Source organism: Dyadobacter sp. Leaf189 (genome assembly GCF_001424405.1).
Taxonomy (GTDB): Bacteria; Bacteroidota; Bacteroidia; order Cytophagales; family Spirosomataceae; genus Dyadobacter.
Window position 1 is genome coordinate 1889957 of record NZ_LMPS01000001.1, and the last position, 16766, is coordinate 1906722.

The following is a 16766-nucleotide window of genomic DNA, read 5'->3' on the forward strand; positions in this document are numbered from 1 at the left end:
GCCTGAGCCGGAAAGTTGGTTTCGGTGTGTGTCGAAAGCAAACGTTAAAAATGAGTTCAGTAAATATTACAATCATCGGAGGAGGAGCGTGCGGAATTTCTGCTTTTACTGAGCTTTTTCTCCAACTCAGGATCGCGAACCTTCACCGGAAAGTTGGGATCACAATCATCGAAGAGAATGAGGAAGTTGGGAAGGGGCTGGCTTTTGGCACCAAACAGCCCGGCCACATTCTCAATACCCAGGCGGACCTGATGGGTATCCACCTGACCGAACCTGAACATTTCAGCGAGTGGCTGATCAGGCACCAGGAACGGATCGGGGAGGAGATTGTTGACAACCAAGGGCAGGACGAAGCTTTTACAACCCGCCGCCTCTACGGCGACTACCTGAAAGAGCAGTTTGAGCATTACTTTTCATTAGCCAAAGAAGAAGGAATGCAGGCGGAAGTGGTACATGCAAGTGCCACGAACGTCAAAAAGGAAGAAAATGGCTTTAACGTCTTCCTCTCCAATCAGCAAACACATGCATGCAATTACCTGGTGCTGGCGCCGGGTACCCCCGTGGCTAACAATTATCCGCATCTAGAAGGCAAGAAAAACTATTTCGGATCGCCCTGGCCTTCGTCAGACATTCTCGAAAATGTGCCCAGAGATGCAGATGTAGGCATTTTGGGTTCAAGCCTGAGCGCCATAGATGCACTGATGACGCTAGCCGACAATGAGCACCAGGGTAAAATCACTTTTTACTCGCTCGACGGTTTGCTGCCGCGGGTCCAGGTTGAAAAACCGGAACCTTACCAGCGGAAATACCTCATCATCAAAAATCTCCACCGCATTCAAAGAGAAAAGCTGCGCAACCCGACTGTTGTTGAGGTTTTCAGGCTTTTCATGAAAGAAGCTGAAAGTTATGCGGGTGGAAAAATTGACTGGAAAGCCACCAAACGTGACGGAAAATCTGCCGCTGAACTGTTACGGGAGGATATAGAAACTGCCCGCGCAGGCGGCGACGCATTGATGAACATTCCCTACTCGTTGCGTTACGATAGCTCCGAAATGTGGAAGGCGCTCGACGAAAGCGAGCGGATCAAATTCAAAAAATGGCTCGGCGGTTACTGGGCAACCAACCGGCACGGAATGCCGCTGGTCAATGCGGAGCGGGTTTGTAAATTATTTGATAACCAGCAGCTAAGTGTCGAGTCGGATCTGGAAGAGGTGAAATATATCGATGAAAAAGAAGGTTTCGAATTGCGTTTCGGTGATCAGGTGAACTTTACAAAGTACCTGATCAATGCAACCGGCCCTGCTTCGGCAGTGAAAGCAATGAAATCGGATCTTGTGAAAAATCTGGCAGAAGGAAAGCTCATCGAGCCAGAACCTGTCGGCGGGATCCGGATGGATACCCAAACCATGCAGGTAGTTACTTCCGGCAAGCCTGTCCCTCACTTTTACGTACTCGGCCACCTTTGTAACGGACTTTTACTCGACGTGAATGCGGTATGGTTCAATGTACGTACAATTGGCAGTTTGAGCCAGCACATTCTTAAAACCATTGTCAGTGAAAATCCTGCTTAAACTTTACGGCGAGCTGCTCCCGGTGATGGCATTTATCCCCATCGGATACTGGGTAAAGAAGAAATTCAATGTACAGGCCAAGTACATCAGCGGACCGCTGATCAAAGTACTGCTCCCGCTTGTCGTGTTTTTCAATGTACTGGACGCGGAAGCGCAGAAGCTTTATATTCTGCCGGTGATTACTTTCATCCTCGCATTGTCGATGAACCCGGTGGCGAATTTTGCCCACAAGAAATTCGCAAATGACATGGAGCCGCTGCTGCTGCGCAGCTCTTTTTCATTTTTTAACATCGCCTTTTTCGGCATTCCTACTATAACCGCATTGTTCGGCGAAAAGGATGTGAGCACATTGATCTGCATTTACCTGGGTTCCGCATTGTACGGGGATACCATCGGGTATTTTCAGGTTGCCAAAACCAAACTTTCCCGATCAGAAGCGATCAAAAAAGTACTGCAAATTCCGTTTCTGTACGTTTTTGTAGCAGCGATGATTTGCAAGGTACTGGAAGTGGAAACGCCCGAATTCATGAAAGCGCCCATTAAGGTAATCAGCTTCTGCGTGTCATCTGCAGGTATGCTCATCGTCGGTTTACAGCTCGCTGACGTGGATTTCAAAGAGCTCAAAGGCAAGCTTTACGCCAAACTTTTTGCATTAAGAACAGTCGCGGCCGCTCTGATCGTCGGTGCATTGATCCTGGCAGAATACCTGATCTTGAACCAGCTGGAAGATAAAGATTATAAAATGCTGGCGCTGGTACCGCTGTTTCCGGTGGCCGCCAATGTAACCGTGTTTGCATCCTTCCTGAAAACGGGCGAGTCGCAATCTGTGCTGCTTGTTTTCCTGTCGACAATCCTGTCGCTGGTGCTTGTTTCACTTGCGGTACTGTTCCTCTTCTAGGCGCCGCCGCTGCATGATCGTACGCGGCCGGATCGCAGAAAAGTAAACCCATGCGATAAAGAACAGCTGCAAAGGCATCCTGAACCACAGGTATCCCGGCCCGCTGCCGTCGTAAGTGGCTGTTTGCAGGTTAATGTGGTGCATTGCGCCGTAAATATTGGCCGGAAGTATCATTACAAAAAACACAATCAGCAGCCAGCCGGTTAACCTGGTGAATTTTGGTAAAAGCAGTCCGGCTGCGGCGGCAAGTTCCAGCACGCCCGTGATCCATACGAGCTCCCGCTTGAATGGCAGAAAGTCCGGCAGCATCATTTCCATTCCTTTTGTAAATCCGAAATGTGCGAGCCCGGTCACGATCAGCATCGCCGCCATCCCGATCTGCCCGGCGAGTGAGGGATCATAGTACCCGCGGGTTTTTCTCAAAATCAATAATGAAATTGTAAATACGACGATCAGAACTATCTCAGGCATATCGGTCCACGTTTTGTTTCCGTAAAGTTGCACCGCTGTGAAGTGCGATGAAATGAACCTGGGTTAAGAAATGCGTTTCCTGATGCGGCTGAGCGCCTGCGGGGTGATACCGATGTAGGAAGCCAGGTACTTACCCGGAATTTCCTGAATGAGCTTGGGCTGGTTGTCGAGTAAATGCAGGTACCGCTCTTCCGCAGTTTGTGTCAGGAATGCGAGTTCGCGTTCCGTTTTCTTTAAAAAAAGCTGCTCAGCCGCAAACCGCCCTATCCGGTTACCTGCGCTGGTACGTTCATAAACTTCCTGTAAATCGGGGTGACTAATGCGCCAAAGCACTGTTTTTGTCAACGCCTGTATGTGAAAACCTGCCGGCTTGCGGGTAATAAACGAACTGTACCCGCTCATAAAATCGCCTGCGAACGCGAAGTCAAATGTGAGCTCTTCTTCATTTTTGTCAAGAAAAAACCGCACAATCCCCGACTCGATAAACGAAAGGTAATGCTCCACCTTTCCTGCTTTCAGCACCAACTCCTTTTTTGCAAATTCCTGTCTCACCAATCCCGACGAAAATGCCTCCCATTCCAAGTCGGAGAGCGTTGTAATCTGTTCAAAATAGTTGCGGATCGCCTGCATTGGGGTAGGTAGCTTTTTTAAATGAAAGATAAGCTGCGAAGCGGGTTAATGGCCGTTTTCTTTCAATTTGTCTATTTTTTATACAGATAATTAAAAAATTAATGGCTTTTCGGGGGCTGTTAATGATTTATTAACGCTTTTTCCTGAAAATATTTGTCTATGTATCTGTGATAGTGTGAATTAACTTCATGCTCCAAAATTCGGGGTATGTTGAGGGGATTGCTTTAAAAGTAGTCGATAATCGAAAATAATTCGTGCAAATAATTTTTATTGATACATCCCCTTCCAGTACTTCGTGATTCTTGATTACCTGTATACGGTATTACTTCATCACAAACTTAACATTCAAATGGATCAAAAGACATTAGGAGAATCGCGGGTGCGCACATCCTTCAATCCTACACAAGACGGCACGGTCGATCAGATCAAACAAAAGTCAGCTGAGCTCATCAACATTTGCCAGGATCTCAAAGGAGATGGGCAAGCAACAATTGCCGGCGAGAAAGCGAGACTGATCAGTTTGGCTCAAACAGCCTACGAAGAAGCTGCTATGTGGGCGGTGAAAGCTGCAACATATTAAAGATCCAGCTGCGGGCAATCAATACTTAGTATTGAGCGAGCCGGTCGTTCGAATCGACGCGCAGCGCAAAACCATTCTTTCATCAACAAAGCCAAATCGAAATGGAGCAATCAATTACTGACCGGGTAAAATCGTACGAAGATGCTTGTGCTATCAAAGGTATCGAGCCACTTACGATTGAGGCATTCGGATTTTTGCCGGAAAATCAAAGAGAGTATCAGTTCTGCGTTCATAAGTACGATGTGATCAATGAGGTGCTCAATGAAGGGTGGTCACCTGATTGGATGAACTGGGATGAGAGAAAATATTTCCCCTACTTCTATTGGGATAAAGATAAGGCCGCGGGTGGTTCCGGGTTCTCGTTCGGCGTTTTCAGCTACGACTACTCGGGCGCGACTGTCGGTTCCCGCCTCGTTTTTCGAAACGCCGAACTCGCGCGGTACGCGGCTAAACAGTTTCTTGACATCTGCGAGGTGATTTATTCTCCGAGACAGTCATAGCCCAATACGCCCGACAATCATCTATATGAAATGTGTTGTACAGTTTTCTGGTGGTAAAGATTCGCTTGCAACTCTGCTATGGGCGGTCGAGCATTTCGGCAAGAATGTGATTGCTGTGTTCTGCGACACCAAATGGGAGCATGATCTAACTTATCAGCATGTTAAGGAGGTGATCGAAAAATTGGGAGTCGAGCTTGTCACACTTACGGGAAAGCAGTCGTTTGTGGGTTTAGCTAAGGCGAAGAAAAGATTTCCGTCAACAAAAGCCAGATTTTGTACCGAAGAGTTGAAGGTAAAACCATTCATTGACTGGGTTCTTGACCAAAAGGACAATCTGTTAATATGTCAAGGTATCAGGAAAGATGAAAGCCTCGCACGGTCTAAAATGCAAGACAGTTGTACTTTTTTCAGGTATTATTTTGAACCATACAAAATTGATAAAGCGGGTAGAAAGAGATATCACACTTACCGGAAGAAGGAAGTTGTTGAGTTTTGTTCGAAATGGGCACAAGATATCATTCGACCGATTTTCGAATGGACTGCTAAGCAAGTTTTTGATTATATCAAGAAACAAGGATTCGAGCCTAATCCGTTGTACATGCTTGGGTTTAAACGAGTCGGTTGCTTCCCTTGTATAATGTGTACCCATGGAGAATTGAAAGAAATTGCTCAATCGTTTCCAGAAACATTGCATAAGCTAAAAGATGCGGAGGTTGAGGTAGGTAGATCATTCTTTCCACCGGGCTATATTCCTAAGAGAAGTTGTTCAAATCGACAATTCCCAACTGTTCCAGAGGCTGTGAATTATGTAGACCATGATAGGTCGTTGTCGATTTTTGAGCCTGAGACTTGTAAATCATTTTACTCGCTTTGCGAATAACGAGATTATGGATGGTAAGCCGGGAATCTAAGCTGAATAAAGTAAGCCTGATCCAGCAACGCAAAGGAAGGATCCTGTTGCGAAACCCCGGCACATTTAAATCTACGGTTGTATGTCGAACAAATCCGGATCAGTGAAGAAGGGAGAAATTTTACAGATTCTGGAAAATTATACCGGAAACCATTATGACGACATCAATCTGATCAATGCAGCTATCGAGATCTACGATCTTATTTATACGGCACAACATGAAACGATTCAACAAAGCAGTCATTCCCTTGCCAAGTGCTGAGGATGCTCCGAGCAAAAGCTTTACCCGAATGAGTTGCAAGGCTTGCCAAGCAGCGAAACACGGTGTAAGGTCGAGAGTTTCCATTCCACACACATGCGGAGTTCCATCCGACAAAAAGTAAGTAACCTCTATCAGACGTTGAAAATGAAGCCTGACTTCACGCCTTTTGAATTTGCCGTTTGCCAGCCTCCGAGCTTGGTGAATTCATTCCACGGAGAACTTTGGAAGAGGATTTACTATGTGGGATTTAGCCGGCAGCCAGAATATTATATTTCAAGCTTCGGGCGTCTTGCTTCTAAGTCTGGTATTCTCGCCGGCAGCGTCATCAATGGATACCGCAGCTTGAATGTCCGTATCCCTACCGATGGGAAAGATTATAAGCTGGCCTCCGTGGTATTTTATGTTCATAAGCTAGTAGCCGCGTATTTCGTGCCGAGGCTTGATCCAGATCAGAACTGCGTCATACATCTGGATTTTGACAAGTTCAATAACCTGCACACGAACCTAAATCATGCTACAAGAGTCGAATCAATTGAACACAACCGGTATAACCCGGCATGCATAAAGAGGGTTGGCAGGAGAAGGATTGGGAACTATAAGCTTACTGAGTCGAAGGTCCGGATAATTAAAACACTTCTTAAAAACGACAACATCCGGCTGAACATGATTGCTCGGCAATTTGGAATAACACACACCCAGCTCAACCGGATCCGCTCAGGCGAAAACTGGAAGCATGTAACGATTTAACAATTCTCTTCATCAACAAGCTAAATAGTAAAATGAAAATTGACGTTAATACCACTTATGGCCATCATTCTGTTGATGTTGAGGAGAATTCTCTTTGTCAGGTTGAAAAGCAATCTCGCATGATCCAAGCCAAAGACCAGATGGTTTCTTTGCTTGTTAACTGCCGACAAGGTGAGCGTCTTATTATCACCTTGGAACCACTATCCGAGAGCGATGACGTTTGTGTTTCCTGTTCAATGGTAGTTAAAGATGGACCAGGTAAACAGGTGTTCACAGATCACCCATTTAAGATCGTAGCAGTCGCTGTACATGATGCAACCAAGGTCGAAAGCTGAGGTTCGCAAAATTAGGGATAGTCGGGCTTGGCGTGATCGAGTGCGGCCAGCCCAGCTGGTTAGGTTTCCTTACTGCCAAGAATGCGAAGTAAAAGATATCCTCACTGAGGCTGTTGAGGTTGACCATAAGATTCCGCTCGAAATTGGTGGGGAACCATTCGACGAATCCAACCTGCAAAGTCTATGTAAGCGATGTCATGTGATAAAAAGTGCTGAGGAAGCAAGAGTAAGGTACAAATCTCATCAACGTTAAATCATTAACGTATACTCATGGACGAACTTGTTTTGCAGCTGGTTGAAGAGCTCATAAGGAACCGGAAGGATCGTGGTATTGCACCTGCTCACGCCACGTTTGTTGAACTGGTTACAGAAGTTCGACAATCATTAAATCGCTTGCATATTAAAGGGAAGATAAAGGTCGGCAACACTATCAACGACAAGTACATTGACATCAACTGACAACTCAATATGATTCTCAACGAGTTTATTATCCTGTCTATTTTGGCTGTGCATTACCTAGCTGACTTCGTAATGCAGACTGACATGCAAGCACGGAACAAATCATCAAACAATCGGTATTTAGCTGACCACGTGTTAGTATACTCCTTCGTGTGGTTTGTTTTCACTGTACCTATTTTAGAATGGAGTGCATTTACCTTTTTTGTTGTCACTTTCATTTGCCACTTCTGTACCGATTACGTTACTAGCAGAATGGTAAAGAAGTACTTCGCGACCGGGAATACGCATGGAGGGTTTAATGTAATTGGTTTAGACCAAATACTTCATTACGTGCAGCTTTATATGACTTTCAGGTTCTTACTATAATTAAACATTCAAACCGTAGCGAAAAGTTGAACGGATCATTCGCACTCGACAAGGTACTGTCCATAGCTCCTGGTAAGCTGGCTAAAACAGCTTACGTATCAGTGGATGATGTGGTGCTTGCCTGTAAGGATCCAATGTCCATCGGTGATGTACAGTTGAAATATGAGATCGTAAAGCAGAATGCTCCGAAGCAACTGTTCCCATGTCCGACTGGCCATTACAGAGAAGATGGCAGGTTCGTGATTGTTGACGGCCGTCACACATACCTAGCATTATTAATGAATGGGTTCACCCATATCCTTGTGAGTTGGGAGGAATGAGAGTATCAAAAAGGCCGTTTACAGCCTATAAAGGCACTTTTTTGTCAAAAAGGCCGTGTCTGGCCTCATGAACGCGTAGTAGTAATTCGACATGTCGACCCCCGAGGGGTAGGTCAAAAGTCTAAACCTATTTTTTTGGCAACCGCCCCTGCCGTCAGGCGCACACCGTGTCAAAATTCAAGGGAGGGGGTACCGCGGCGGCTCAAAAAACTGCCACTTCCAAAATTGACCTTAGAATATTCAAAAAAGCAAATTTGACCCCATTGTCAATAAGTCGAAACCGAAAATATGAACTGAAAAAGTATTCAATTTTTATCTAAAAAAAATGTCAGCAGGAAGGCCTACAAAACCAACAGCTTTAAAAAAGTTGGAGGGGACTTATCGTAAGGATCGCGCGATTGGCGCCGAGATGATGCCGAGCAACATTGATCATCCGCCCTCCGCGCCCAGCTTTCTCTCCAAGGAAGCGAAAAAAGAATGGAAGAGCGTCTGCATTGAATTGATCCAGCTGCAAATGCTGCATCGCGTAGATCTAGGACTACTTGCCGCATACTGCTCGGAAATGGCCAACTACATCGAAGCCGTCAAAGCACTCAAAGCTGATGGCCAAGTCAAGACAATCACCCGCGACGACGGTAGCTCTTATTCAATGCCCTCGCCCTGGGTTTCAATAAAAAATTCCTATCTCAAAAATGCGCAGGCGATTGCCGGTCAGTTTGGGTTTACCCCATCTGCCCGAACCAAAATAAATGGGAGCAAGAAAGGTGAAGGTGATCCTTTCGATGATATGATGAACCTCGACAATGAATAAACTTGAAACAGCTCTGCAATATGCTGAGGATGTTCGAGATGGAAAGATTGTAGTAAATAAATATGTCAAGCTTGCTATTGATCGACATTTTCAGGACCTGGCCAACGCCGAAGCGAAGGGTTGGTATTTCTCTGATAAGTCCGCTCAAAAAGCACTAATGTTCTTTGATTTTCTTGTTTTAAGTAAAGGTGTTACCAAAGCAAATGTCCCAAAAGAACAGATAAACCGCGACGGAACGATCCGGTTTCAGTTGGCTGCGTGGCAAGCTTTCATGGTAGCTTCTATTTTCGGATGGAAGAAGACGGTAAATAACAAGAGGCGGTTTACCGAGGCTTACATTGAAATTCCAAAGAAGAACGGTAAGTCGACCCTCGCATCAGGAATTGCTAATTACATGCTGATTGCCGATAAAGAAGCGGGTCCCGAGGTTTACTTTGGAGCTTACACCCGGGATCAGGCTGGAATTTGTTTTGAAGAAGCTACCGCTCAAATCAAGGATAGCCGAGACTTAAAAAAGCGTGTGACGATACTTAAAAATTCGGTCACCGTCTCGTCGACACGCGCAAAAATGGCAGCCGTTTCTCATGACGCGGACAACACCGAGGGTAAAAACGGTCACTGCGTCGTCATCGATGAGTATCACGTACACAAGTCAGACAAAGTAAAGGACTCCCTTGGAACTGGACAGTCTGCTCGCGAGCAGCCCATGATGTTTGTTATTACGACCGCGGGTTATAACAAACAGGGCCCGTGCTACAAGCATAGGGACGTCTGCATTGGAATGCTTGAAGGCAAGTATGACCTAGACAACGTTTTTACGCTCATTTATGGGATTGATGAAGATGATGACTGGAAGGATGAGAGTATGTGGGTTAAGGCAAACCCGACAATGGGCGTTACTACCAAAATCGAGAAGCTCAGAGAAGAATTTGCAATGGCTCTGCGGTCAGGAAGTAAGGAAGTGGATTTTAAAACCAAGCGTTTAAACCTGTGGGTAGACGCAGCGGTCACCTGGATTCCTTCCGAAATCTGGGCCAAGCAAGCGGATCCGGACTTTATTCCGCCGGCTGATTCGATTTGTTACGGAGGCATTGACTTGGGGCGTTCGAATGACATCTCATCTTTTGCTCTGTACTTCCCAGCTTACAAATATTTGAAAGTGTATCATTATGTAGCCTCAGATGCGGCTGAGTATGCAGCACGTGGAGGTATCGATTACAGAGACTGGATTGCGGCCGGACACCTACATGCTACGCCCGGTAAAACAACCAATTACGAATTTATTGAAAACCGGGTATTCGAAGCAGCCTCCCAATGGGATTTGAAATTCATAGGCATTGACCCTTACGGATCTCAAATGTTCAAAGATCATCTGATAAATGAACTCGGCAGTGTATATGCACCTACTAAGAATGACGCAGGGGAAATTAAGTGGGGCTACCACTCGGTGGTGCAAACCTACCGGCAGGGGTTCTTATCACTCGGTCCGCCGACAGCCCTTTTTGAAGAAATGGCAATCAATGAAGTGATTAAACACGACGGAAATCCGGTAACTGCCTGGATGCTTGGAAATGTAGTCCTGGATACGGATGCTGCCGGAAACATCAAGCCAGCAAAAGATAAGTCTAAAGATAAAATAGATGGCATTGTCGCCACAGTAATGGCCTTAGGCGAATTCTCAGAATGGCACAACCTACTAACAACAAATCAAGGAGTAGCAGTATGGTAGAGATATCGACAATGAGTTTGCAATTGACCAAAGAGGCATATCTGTCGCTCGCTGAGCGGTTTTTAAAACAAGGCAAGAGTTTGTACGAAGCCTATCAATCAGTTGAGGATATTACCAGTTCAAAAGGTTATGCATCTCGATATTCAAGCTTCGACTCCTTCAAGAATGCTCATCTGAGAAAAAACAGAAGACGTTGAAAAAAGGGAGCATTGCTACCTTTTTTGACCATATCTATTTCTCAAATTCGTAAAATTTAATTCCACTTGGCAAATTGGTTCACAAATCTATTCAGATTCGGGTCTACTGAATCGAGGTCGGCTTATACCACTTCGACAGATCCGTTTGCCCCGTTGTACGAGCAATTAGGGCTTGACGGGATTACGGCAAATGTGAGTGCCAGAACAGCAATGGGAATATCAACGTTCTTTGGGTGTGTTCGGCTAATATCAAATTTAACTGCTTCCACACCATATGCTGTATACAAGGAGCTTGAAGGTGGCGGATCTAAGCGGGCTAAAACCCATCCCTTAGATTATTTGCTTACGGTGCGGTCAAATGACCAAATGGCGCCGATCATCGCGATGAGAACAATGGTTCTGAACTGTATTGTGCATGGGTTTTCTATTGCACGTATAGACAAGAACGGTAGAAATCAGCCCGTATCTTATTTCCCGTACCCATCTCAGAATGTAGGGATTTTGGAAGACCCTAAATCCGGTCGCGTTTTCTTCCAGGTGGTGGACAATGGTGATCTGAAATATTTTGCTGAGGATGAGGTCATATACCTTAAAGATCTAAGTTTTAACGGGATAAAAGGTGGATCTGTTATAAAGTGGCAGGATGCAACCGTCAAACTGGACCTTCTGACTGGCAGTTTCGTACAACGATACTATGAGAAAGGGACTTTCATAGGGGGTTTCTTAGAGACTCCGATCCCCGCTAATGATGCCGAATCAGCCAAAATAACCAAGGAGCGGGTAGTTGAGTCACTTGAAGGTTCTAAAAATGGCGGTTTTGGATTTGCCGTTTTAGGGCCAGGAATCAAATGGCATCCAGTATCAAGGACACCTGTTGAATCAGAATTGATTAAGATTTTCGATAAATCTGATCGCGACATCGCAAAAGTGTTTGGAGTGCCACTTTCACTGATCGGGGATACTGAAAAAACCACCAGCTGGGGAACCGGAGTCGAGCAAATGTTCATTGGATTGACCCGCTCGGTCATAATTCCGATCGCTACCCAGATTGAGCAAGAGATAAATTACAAATGCTTCCGGAGAGATGAACTTCAAGCTGGTTTCTATACAAAATTTAATTTCAGAGCACTTCTCCGTGGCGATTCCAAAGCCTACGGTGAGTTCGTTGCAAGAATGATTCAGATCGGTGTGTACTCGCCAGATGAAGTAAGAGCACTAGATGAAATGAGTCCAATTCCCGGCGGTTGGGGCGCCAAACACTACATGCAAGGTGCAATGGTTCCCATGGATAAGCTTGGAGAATTCCATATTAATAAAAAACCAGATAATGATACAGGAGAGACGATATCTGCCTCAGACGACGGCGGAAGTTCGAGCGATCACTGACGACAACGGCGTTGATCACATATATGGAAGGGGCATTGTCTTTAACCAGTGGTCAAGGAAACTTGGTTGGTTTAAAGAGCGGATAGATCCTTCTGCACTAGACTATGCTAACATGGAGGAAATGAAATCATTTTTCAACCATGATCCGAACTACACGCTGGCAAGTCTTCGGAATAAAACGGTATCAATCAGCATAACTGAATCATCATGCGACTACGATATCATCGCGCCGGACAATCAAACCATAAAAGATGTGGTTTTGGCTCCGATCAAGCGCGGAGATGTGACTGGTAGCTCTTTCATGTTCGATATCGCCGAGGATGGTGATGAGTGGGAACGCGGACCTGACGGGATTTATCTGAGGACAGTATTTAAAATCGAAGTGGTGTATGAGCAAGGGCCGGTGTCGATGCCAGCATACTTGCAATCCTCAACGAGCACTGTCAGCAGATCACTGGATGAGGTCATCGCAATGACCAGAAAAACTGAATCCAATTACCGCAGACAACGTGCTCTCATGCACGTGATCATGCTTCAAAAATAAAAATCTTCATCAACAAACATAATTAATAACTAATGGGAAAGCTTAAAGACTTGCGCGACAAACGCGCAGTGAAATTTGAAGAAATGCAAACTGCGTCGAAAGTCGGTGAGGCTGAAAAGCGAGATCTGACGGATGATGAGTTCAATGCATTTAAAGCTTTAAAGCAGGAAGTGGTTGATCTTGATGCTCAGATCGCTAGGCAAGAAGAACTTGAAAATCTTCCATTAGCCCGTGCAGTGGATGCAGGGAAAGTAGCTGGCTCAGGCGCTGACAATGCAACTTACTCCGAAGGAGATAAAAAAGATCTTCGTGGTTTCAACCTGATGCGTGCCATTCAACGCAAAGCCCAAAAGCAAACCATCGACGGTATCGAAGGTGAAGTATTGAAACTGGGTGAAGCTAATGCCCGTCTGAATGCGATTGAGCCAAGTGAAGAAGCATTCTATGTTCCTGCTGAGTTCATGCAAAAACGTGGTCAAACTGTCACACTGCAAACCACTAGCCCAGGTGATCAGGGAGGAATCTTGGTTCCAACTGAAATCATGCCATTGCTTGATATGTTGTGGTCGCAAACCTGGCTTAAAGAGTCTGGTGCGAGATTTCTGACTGGCCTTACAGGCAATCCTCGTTTCCCGGTTCAGACTACCAAGCCAACTGTTCAGGAGTTGACCGAGATCGAGGAAATGGGATATACTGAGATCCTTTTCAGTGACTTCGGTATGACTCCAAAGCGTCGCGGCGTAACAATCCCAATCTCTAAGCAGTCAATTTTGCAATCCTCGATTGACATTCAAGAGCTTGTGATGGAAAACATTTCGATGGCTCTGGCTCAGTATATGAACGTTGAGGCGATTGGTATTTTGTTGGGTGCTATTACAGCTCCAAACGGCAACTTGCTTGCTTTGGGCACAAATGGCGCAAAACCCACTTACGAGAATTTGGTTGATTTGGAGGCATTGATTGAAACAAAAGATGCTCTGAGAAATACTCCTAAGTACTTGACCAATGCCAAGATGAAAGCAGTCTTTAAAAAGACGCAGGTTTTCACTGGCACAAGCGGAGAACCTGTCTGGGGAAAAGGGAACATCTTGAACGATTATCCAACAATCGTATCTAACTTGGTTCCCTCCAACTTGACAAAAGGATCCGCAACTGCGATTGCATCAGCAATCATTTTCGGAAACTTCAATGACCTGTATGTCGGTCTTTGGGGTGGTGTTGAATTCATTGTCGATCCTTTCTCTGCCAAGAAAAAGGCTCAGACTGAAATCACTGCCAATACTTTCTATGACATTAAAGTTGCTCGTACTCAATCATTCGCTGGTATTAAAGATGCTCTGGTAGCGTAATCAAATGAAGAAAGTTCAAATCACAAAATTCCATCCGCTTGTGTCTCATGACGTTGACGATATCGTTGAGTTTGAAGACGCATTTGCCCAACAACACATTGAGGCTGGATATGCGGTAGCTGTCAAGGACAGTAAGGCTGCAAAGAAAAATGAAGACGGCAGTCAAGTTGTTAATGCTAACAATGATATTAACGACATTAACGAAGCCGAAGATCATCTTTCTGAAGAGAATCGTGGCCCTATAAAGGGTGCGGAAACACAGGATCATGACGGAAATGTCATCGAGACGAAGATTGTAGATGGAAAACATGTCGAGGCGGAGTCGGATAGTTCCATTCCAACTGTCGGCAGCCTTGCTGGCACAAAGGTGAGTGACAAAAAAGCAGCTGACGCGAAAACTGCAAATAAGTGAACTATCCGTCCATCACTCAAAAGTACACAGCCTTGCCAGTGCCGCTTGAAAAAGCACTGGCTTGGCTGCGTATTCCTGAGTTTTACATGGGCGATAATGACCTTGTTGAGGATTTGATTAAGAGTGCAGCCGACTATATTGAAGAGAGGTGTAACTTATCACTCGGCATATCAACCTACGAATGGGAAGCAGACTGTCTACCTGGCGTTATACCAGACACTTTTTATGTGCAAGAAGTTTTAAGCATAAGCGGGTTAAATTCATCCGGAAGTACTCTGGTCGAAAATACTAATTACCGCTTGGTAAGGACAGGAAAGCGAGGCAGGATGATCAAGTGGGCTGAGGGATACAGAAGTACATACTCTGGTTTCACCGTAACGTTCACAGCTGGCTTTAAAGAGGATGAAATTCCGCCCAGATTACTGATGGCCATGCGAGCTTTGATCTCGGAATGGTATGACAATCGCGGGAATCTCACCCAGGAGAAGAAGACATTTGTTGACAATCTTTTAGCACTCGACACCATTGGCTACGCAGGATAAGAGACGTGCAGGAAAGTATGATCGTCGCATCCAGTTTTTGGAGCCGATCGAAATCGTTGATGATTTTAACGAGCAGGATATCGAGTATGTCGTAAAGTTCGACAATTTCCCTGCATGCAAGGTGGCGAAGACCACCACTGATGGAGAAGACAACATCAGCAATCAGATTCAATCATCCCTGCAGGTGAATTGGATTATCCGGTTTCTACCAGGCTTGAATATTAATACAAAGTGCAGAATTAAAGACTTATATGATGGAAGAGTTTACAAAATAGTGGCACCTCTTGATGAGGTGGGGAGAATGTTTGAGTACTTGATAAAAACAGAATTTGTGGAGTGATACAAATCAATGCAGACGAGCTCTTGAAACTTGCTACCGGTCTTGATCAGTACAAGTCCATTATGCCAAAATCTGTATCAACCCAAGCACTTAGAAATGCAGTTCGTCCGATGTTTCGATCTGCTCAACGTTTAGCCCCATCCGGTAGGGTTGTTTCCAAGAGTGGATGGGGTAAAAATAAAGGGCCTGAATTTGCAAGGGGCGGAGCTACACGTCGCGACATTCGGATAAAGTTGGTGCCAGCAAGAGGTCAAGAAACCGCCAGAGTGATCGTCGGCGTATCAAAGAAATCCGGAAAAGTTGGTTGGCGTACACACTTTATTACTCGTGGATTTACGGATCGCGGCGGAAGGTTCCACCGGCCAGACAACTTTTTACAGAATGCATACGATTACACTATTGAAATCGTGCGGACTAGTTTTCAAAAGGAAGTTTTACTGTCTTTCCGTAAGTGGGCAAGGCGCAATCTGCCAAAGGGGCGATTTTAATGATTACAAAAGCTTTCATACAGAAATTGCTAGCTACTCCAACCGTGAACTCATTAGTCGAGGACAGGGTGCAGCCGAATATAATCAAGGCGGGAACCCATTACCCGGCTGTCTACGTGTTCACTGACCGGATGACAAAACTTGGTTGTTACGGACCCGGCGAAACAAGAATGGGAATTGTTGAAATCGGGGTTTTTGCCGAATCATACGGACAGGCATATAACCTCATGAAAGCGATACGCGAAGCTTTGGATGATTTTTCCGGGATCGTGAATAATGTAGGAATTACGATCATGCGAGGTGAAGAAGTAGCTGATCAGTTCGATGAGAAGTCGGAAACGCACATAAAGGTGATTGAGTACGAAGCGATTGCAGAGCCTAAATAATATTCATCAACAACTAAAAATTCAAAATAATGGCAGAAAGAACCGTTTCGACCGTGAGGGGGATTGAAACAACCCTTGCGGTCGATAAGGAGGATGACGGCACGTTCGTAATCATCAAATGCGCCACGGAGATCAACATGTCAGCCGACAGGGAGATGCTCGATGCTAATTGCTACGGCGGAACCGAGCAGGTCCCCTCCGGCAATGACCCTAAGTATAGTTTCACGATCAGCGGTATTACAAAAGAATATCCATCAGATGAGGACGGAGCAAATGTATCAGGAAATGAAATCGAAGATTGGTTTCTATCCGGGGAGCTGAAAAAGTTTAAACACGCCCGTCCATTTTCCGGTGATCGCGTCAGATCATTCAGCGGTTTTGTAACTGCATTTGGTGAAGCAGGTGTGGTCAATGGGCTGCAAACCTACAATGCAACAGTCACTCCTCAGAAAGTACCTGTTATTACCGCACAGGCTTAACACTTCACCAACAAAATAGCAGCCCTGCAAGTCAGGGCTGCGTTTATCCAAATC

The 16766-nt window shown here is 45.4% G+C and carries 24 protein-coding genes; 22 read left to right on the plus strand and 2 right to left on the minus strand.

The annotated features are described in order from the left end of the window. Positions 1-50 precede the first annotated feature (50 nt). Together ASG33_RS07925 and ASG33_RS07930 are read left to right on the plus strand one after the other, a co-directional pair. Positions 51-1571 carry an FAD/NAD(P)-binding protein gene (locus tag ASG33_RS07925; protein ID WP_056282231.1) on the plus strand — a complete coding sequence of 507 codons (1521 nt, stop codon included), beginning with the start codon at positions 51-53 and terminating at the stop codon, positions 1569-1571. After that, positions 1555-2469: an AEC family transporter gene (locus ASG33_RS07930; protein WP_056282234.1), complete on the plus strand. Its 915-nt coding sequence runs from the start codon at positions 1555-1557 to the stop codon at positions 2467-2469. The genes ASG33_RS07925 and ASG33_RS07930 overlap by 17 nt, the downstream gene beginning before the upstream one ends. Here the strand turns inward: ASG33_RS07930 and ASG33_RS07935 are convergent. Together ASG33_RS07935 and ASG33_RS07940 are read right to left on the minus strand one after the other, a co-directional pair. After that, positions 2443-2940 carry a hypothetical protein gene (locus tag ASG33_RS07935; RefSeq protein WP_056283471.1) on the minus strand — a complete coding sequence of 166 codons (498 nt, stop codon included), beginning with the start codon at positions 2938-2940 and terminating at the stop codon, positions 2443-2445. The two genes, ASG33_RS07930 and ASG33_RS07935, sit on opposite strands and share 27 nt — an antisense overlap. A 63-nt stretch (positions 2941-3003) precedes the next feature. Then, positions 3004-3570: a Crp/Fnr family transcriptional regulator gene (locus tag ASG33_RS07940; RefSeq protein WP_056282236.1), complete on the minus strand. Its 567-nt coding sequence runs from the start codon at positions 3568-3570 to the stop codon at positions 3004-3006. A 349-nt stretch (positions 3571-3919) separates the two neighbouring features. Between ASG33_RS07940 and ASG33_RS07945 the strand changes: the two genes are divergently transcribed. The 20 genes from ASG33_RS07945 to ASG33_RS08045 all read left to right on the plus strand — a co-directional run bounded on the left by ASG33_RS07945 (position 3920) and on the right by ASG33_RS08045 (position 16712). Continuing rightward, a complete protein-coding gene (locus ASG33_RS07945) occupies positions 3920-4150 on the plus strand; it encodes a hypothetical protein (RefSeq protein WP_056282239.1) in 231 nt (76 codons plus the stop codon). Between the two features lie 101 nt (positions 4151-4251). After that, positions 4252-4650, plus strand: a complete 399-nt coding sequence (locus ASG33_RS07950) for a hypothetical protein (RefSeq protein WP_056282241.1) — start codon at positions 4252-4254, stop codon at positions 4648-4650. A gap of 25 nt (positions 4651-4675) precedes the next feature. Next, a complete protein-coding gene (locus ASG33_RS07955) occupies positions 4676-5530 on the plus strand; it encodes a phosphoadenosine phosphosulfate reductase family protein (protein ID WP_056282244.1) in 855 nt (284 codons plus the stop codon). 112 nt (positions 5531-5642) lie between these two features. Then, positions 5643-5822, plus strand: coding sequence for a hypothetical protein (locus ASG33_RS07960; protein ID WP_056282247.1), 180 nt, complete (start codon positions 5643-5645; stop codon positions 5820-5822). A 144-nt stretch (positions 5823-5966) separates the two neighbouring features. Continuing rightward, a complete protein-coding gene (locus tag ASG33_RS07965) occupies positions 5967-6569 on the plus strand; it encodes a hypothetical protein (protein ID WP_056282249.1) in 603 nt (200 codons plus the stop codon). Between the two features lie 32 nt (positions 6570-6601). Further along, complete coding sequence (locus tag ASG33_RS07970; RefSeq protein WP_056282251.1) at positions 6602-6904, plus strand: hypothetical protein; 303 nt, start codon at positions 6602-6604, stop codon at positions 6902-6904. Then, positions 6882-7157, plus strand: a complete 276-nt coding sequence (locus tag ASG33_RS26245) for an HNH endonuclease signature motif containing protein (protein WP_056282254.1) — start codon at positions 6882-6884, stop codon at positions 7155-7157. The genes ASG33_RS07970 and ASG33_RS26245 overlap by 23 nt, the downstream gene beginning before the upstream one ends. A 17-nt stretch (positions 7158-7174) precedes the next feature. Beyond that, entirely contained in the window at positions 7175-7363 is a 189-nt protein-coding gene (locus ASG33_RS07980; RefSeq protein WP_056282257.1) for a hypothetical protein, read from the plus strand. A gap of 9 nt (positions 7364-7372) precedes the next feature. Next, on the plus strand, positions 7373-7729 hold the full coding sequence (locus ASG33_RS26250) for a DUF3307 domain-containing protein (RefSeq protein WP_056282260.1): 357 nt from the start codon (positions 7373-7375) through the stop codon (positions 7727-7729). Positions 7730-8374: 645 nt separating this feature from the next. Continuing rightward, positions 8375-8860, plus strand: coding sequence for a phage terminase small subunit P27 family (locus tag ASG33_RS07995; RefSeq protein ID WP_056282267.1), 486 nt, complete (start codon positions 8375-8377; stop codon positions 8858-8860). Beyond that, positions 8853-10589, plus strand: coding sequence for a terminase large subunit (locus ASG33_RS08000; RefSeq protein ID WP_056282271.1), 1737 nt, complete (start codon positions 8853-8855; stop codon positions 10587-10589). The genes ASG33_RS07995 and ASG33_RS08000 overlap by 8 nt, the downstream gene beginning before the upstream one ends. Positions 10590-10978: 389 nt before the next feature. After that, positions 10979-12172 carry a phage portal protein gene (locus tag ASG33_RS08005; RefSeq protein ID WP_255356481.1) on the plus strand — a complete coding sequence of 398 codons (1194 nt, stop codon included), beginning with the start codon at positions 10979-10981 and terminating at the stop codon, positions 12170-12172. Beyond that, positions 12114-12716: an HK97 family phage prohead protease gene (locus ASG33_RS08010; RefSeq protein ID WP_082489114.1), complete on the plus strand. Its 603-nt coding sequence runs from the start codon at positions 12114-12116 to the stop codon at positions 12714-12716. Before ASG33_RS08005 ends, ASG33_RS08010 begins: the two co-directional genes overlap by 59 nt. A 32-nt stretch (positions 12717-12748) precedes the next feature. Continuing rightward, positions 12749-14065 carry a phage major capsid protein gene (locus ASG33_RS08015; RefSeq protein ID WP_056282282.1) on the plus strand — a complete coding sequence of 439 codons (1317 nt, stop codon included), beginning with the start codon at positions 12749-12751 and terminating at the stop codon, positions 14063-14065. 4 nt (positions 14066-14069) lie between these two features. Continuing rightward, positions 14070-14477, plus strand: a complete 408-nt coding sequence (locus ASG33_RS08020) for a hypothetical protein (protein ID WP_056282287.1) — start codon at positions 14070-14072, stop codon at positions 14475-14477. Continuing rightward, positions 14474-15019, plus strand: a complete 546-nt coding sequence (locus ASG33_RS08025; RefSeq protein ID WP_082489115.1) for a hypothetical protein — start codon at positions 14474-14476, stop codon at positions 15017-15019. Before ASG33_RS08020 ends, ASG33_RS08025 begins: the two co-directional genes overlap by 4 nt. Beyond that, on the plus strand, positions 15003-15359 hold the full coding sequence (locus ASG33_RS08030; RefSeq protein ID WP_056282294.1) for a head-tail adaptor protein: 357 nt from the start codon (positions 15003-15005) through the stop codon (positions 15357-15359). The genes ASG33_RS08025 and ASG33_RS08030 overlap by 17 nt, the downstream gene beginning before the upstream one ends. Then, positions 15356-15847 carry a hypothetical protein gene (locus tag ASG33_RS08035; protein ID WP_056282297.1) on the plus strand — a complete coding sequence of 164 codons (492 nt, stop codon included), beginning with the start codon at positions 15356-15358 and terminating at the stop codon, positions 15845-15847. The genes ASG33_RS08030 and ASG33_RS08035 overlap by 4 nt, the downstream gene beginning before the upstream one ends. A gap of 44 nt (positions 15848-15891) precedes the next feature. Then, positions 15892-16233 carry a hypothetical protein gene (locus ASG33_RS08040; protein ID WP_162242732.1) on the plus strand — a complete coding sequence of 114 codons (342 nt, stop codon included), beginning with the start codon at positions 15892-15894 and terminating at the stop codon, positions 16231-16233. A gap of 29 nt (positions 16234-16262) precedes the next feature. Further along, the gene (locus ASG33_RS08045) at positions 16263-16712 is read left to right on the plus strand and encodes a hypothetical protein (protein WP_056282303.1); all 450 of its coding nucleotides are present in this window, start codon (positions 16263-16265) and stop codon (positions 16710-16712) included. Positions 16713-16766: the final 54 nt, after the last annotated feature.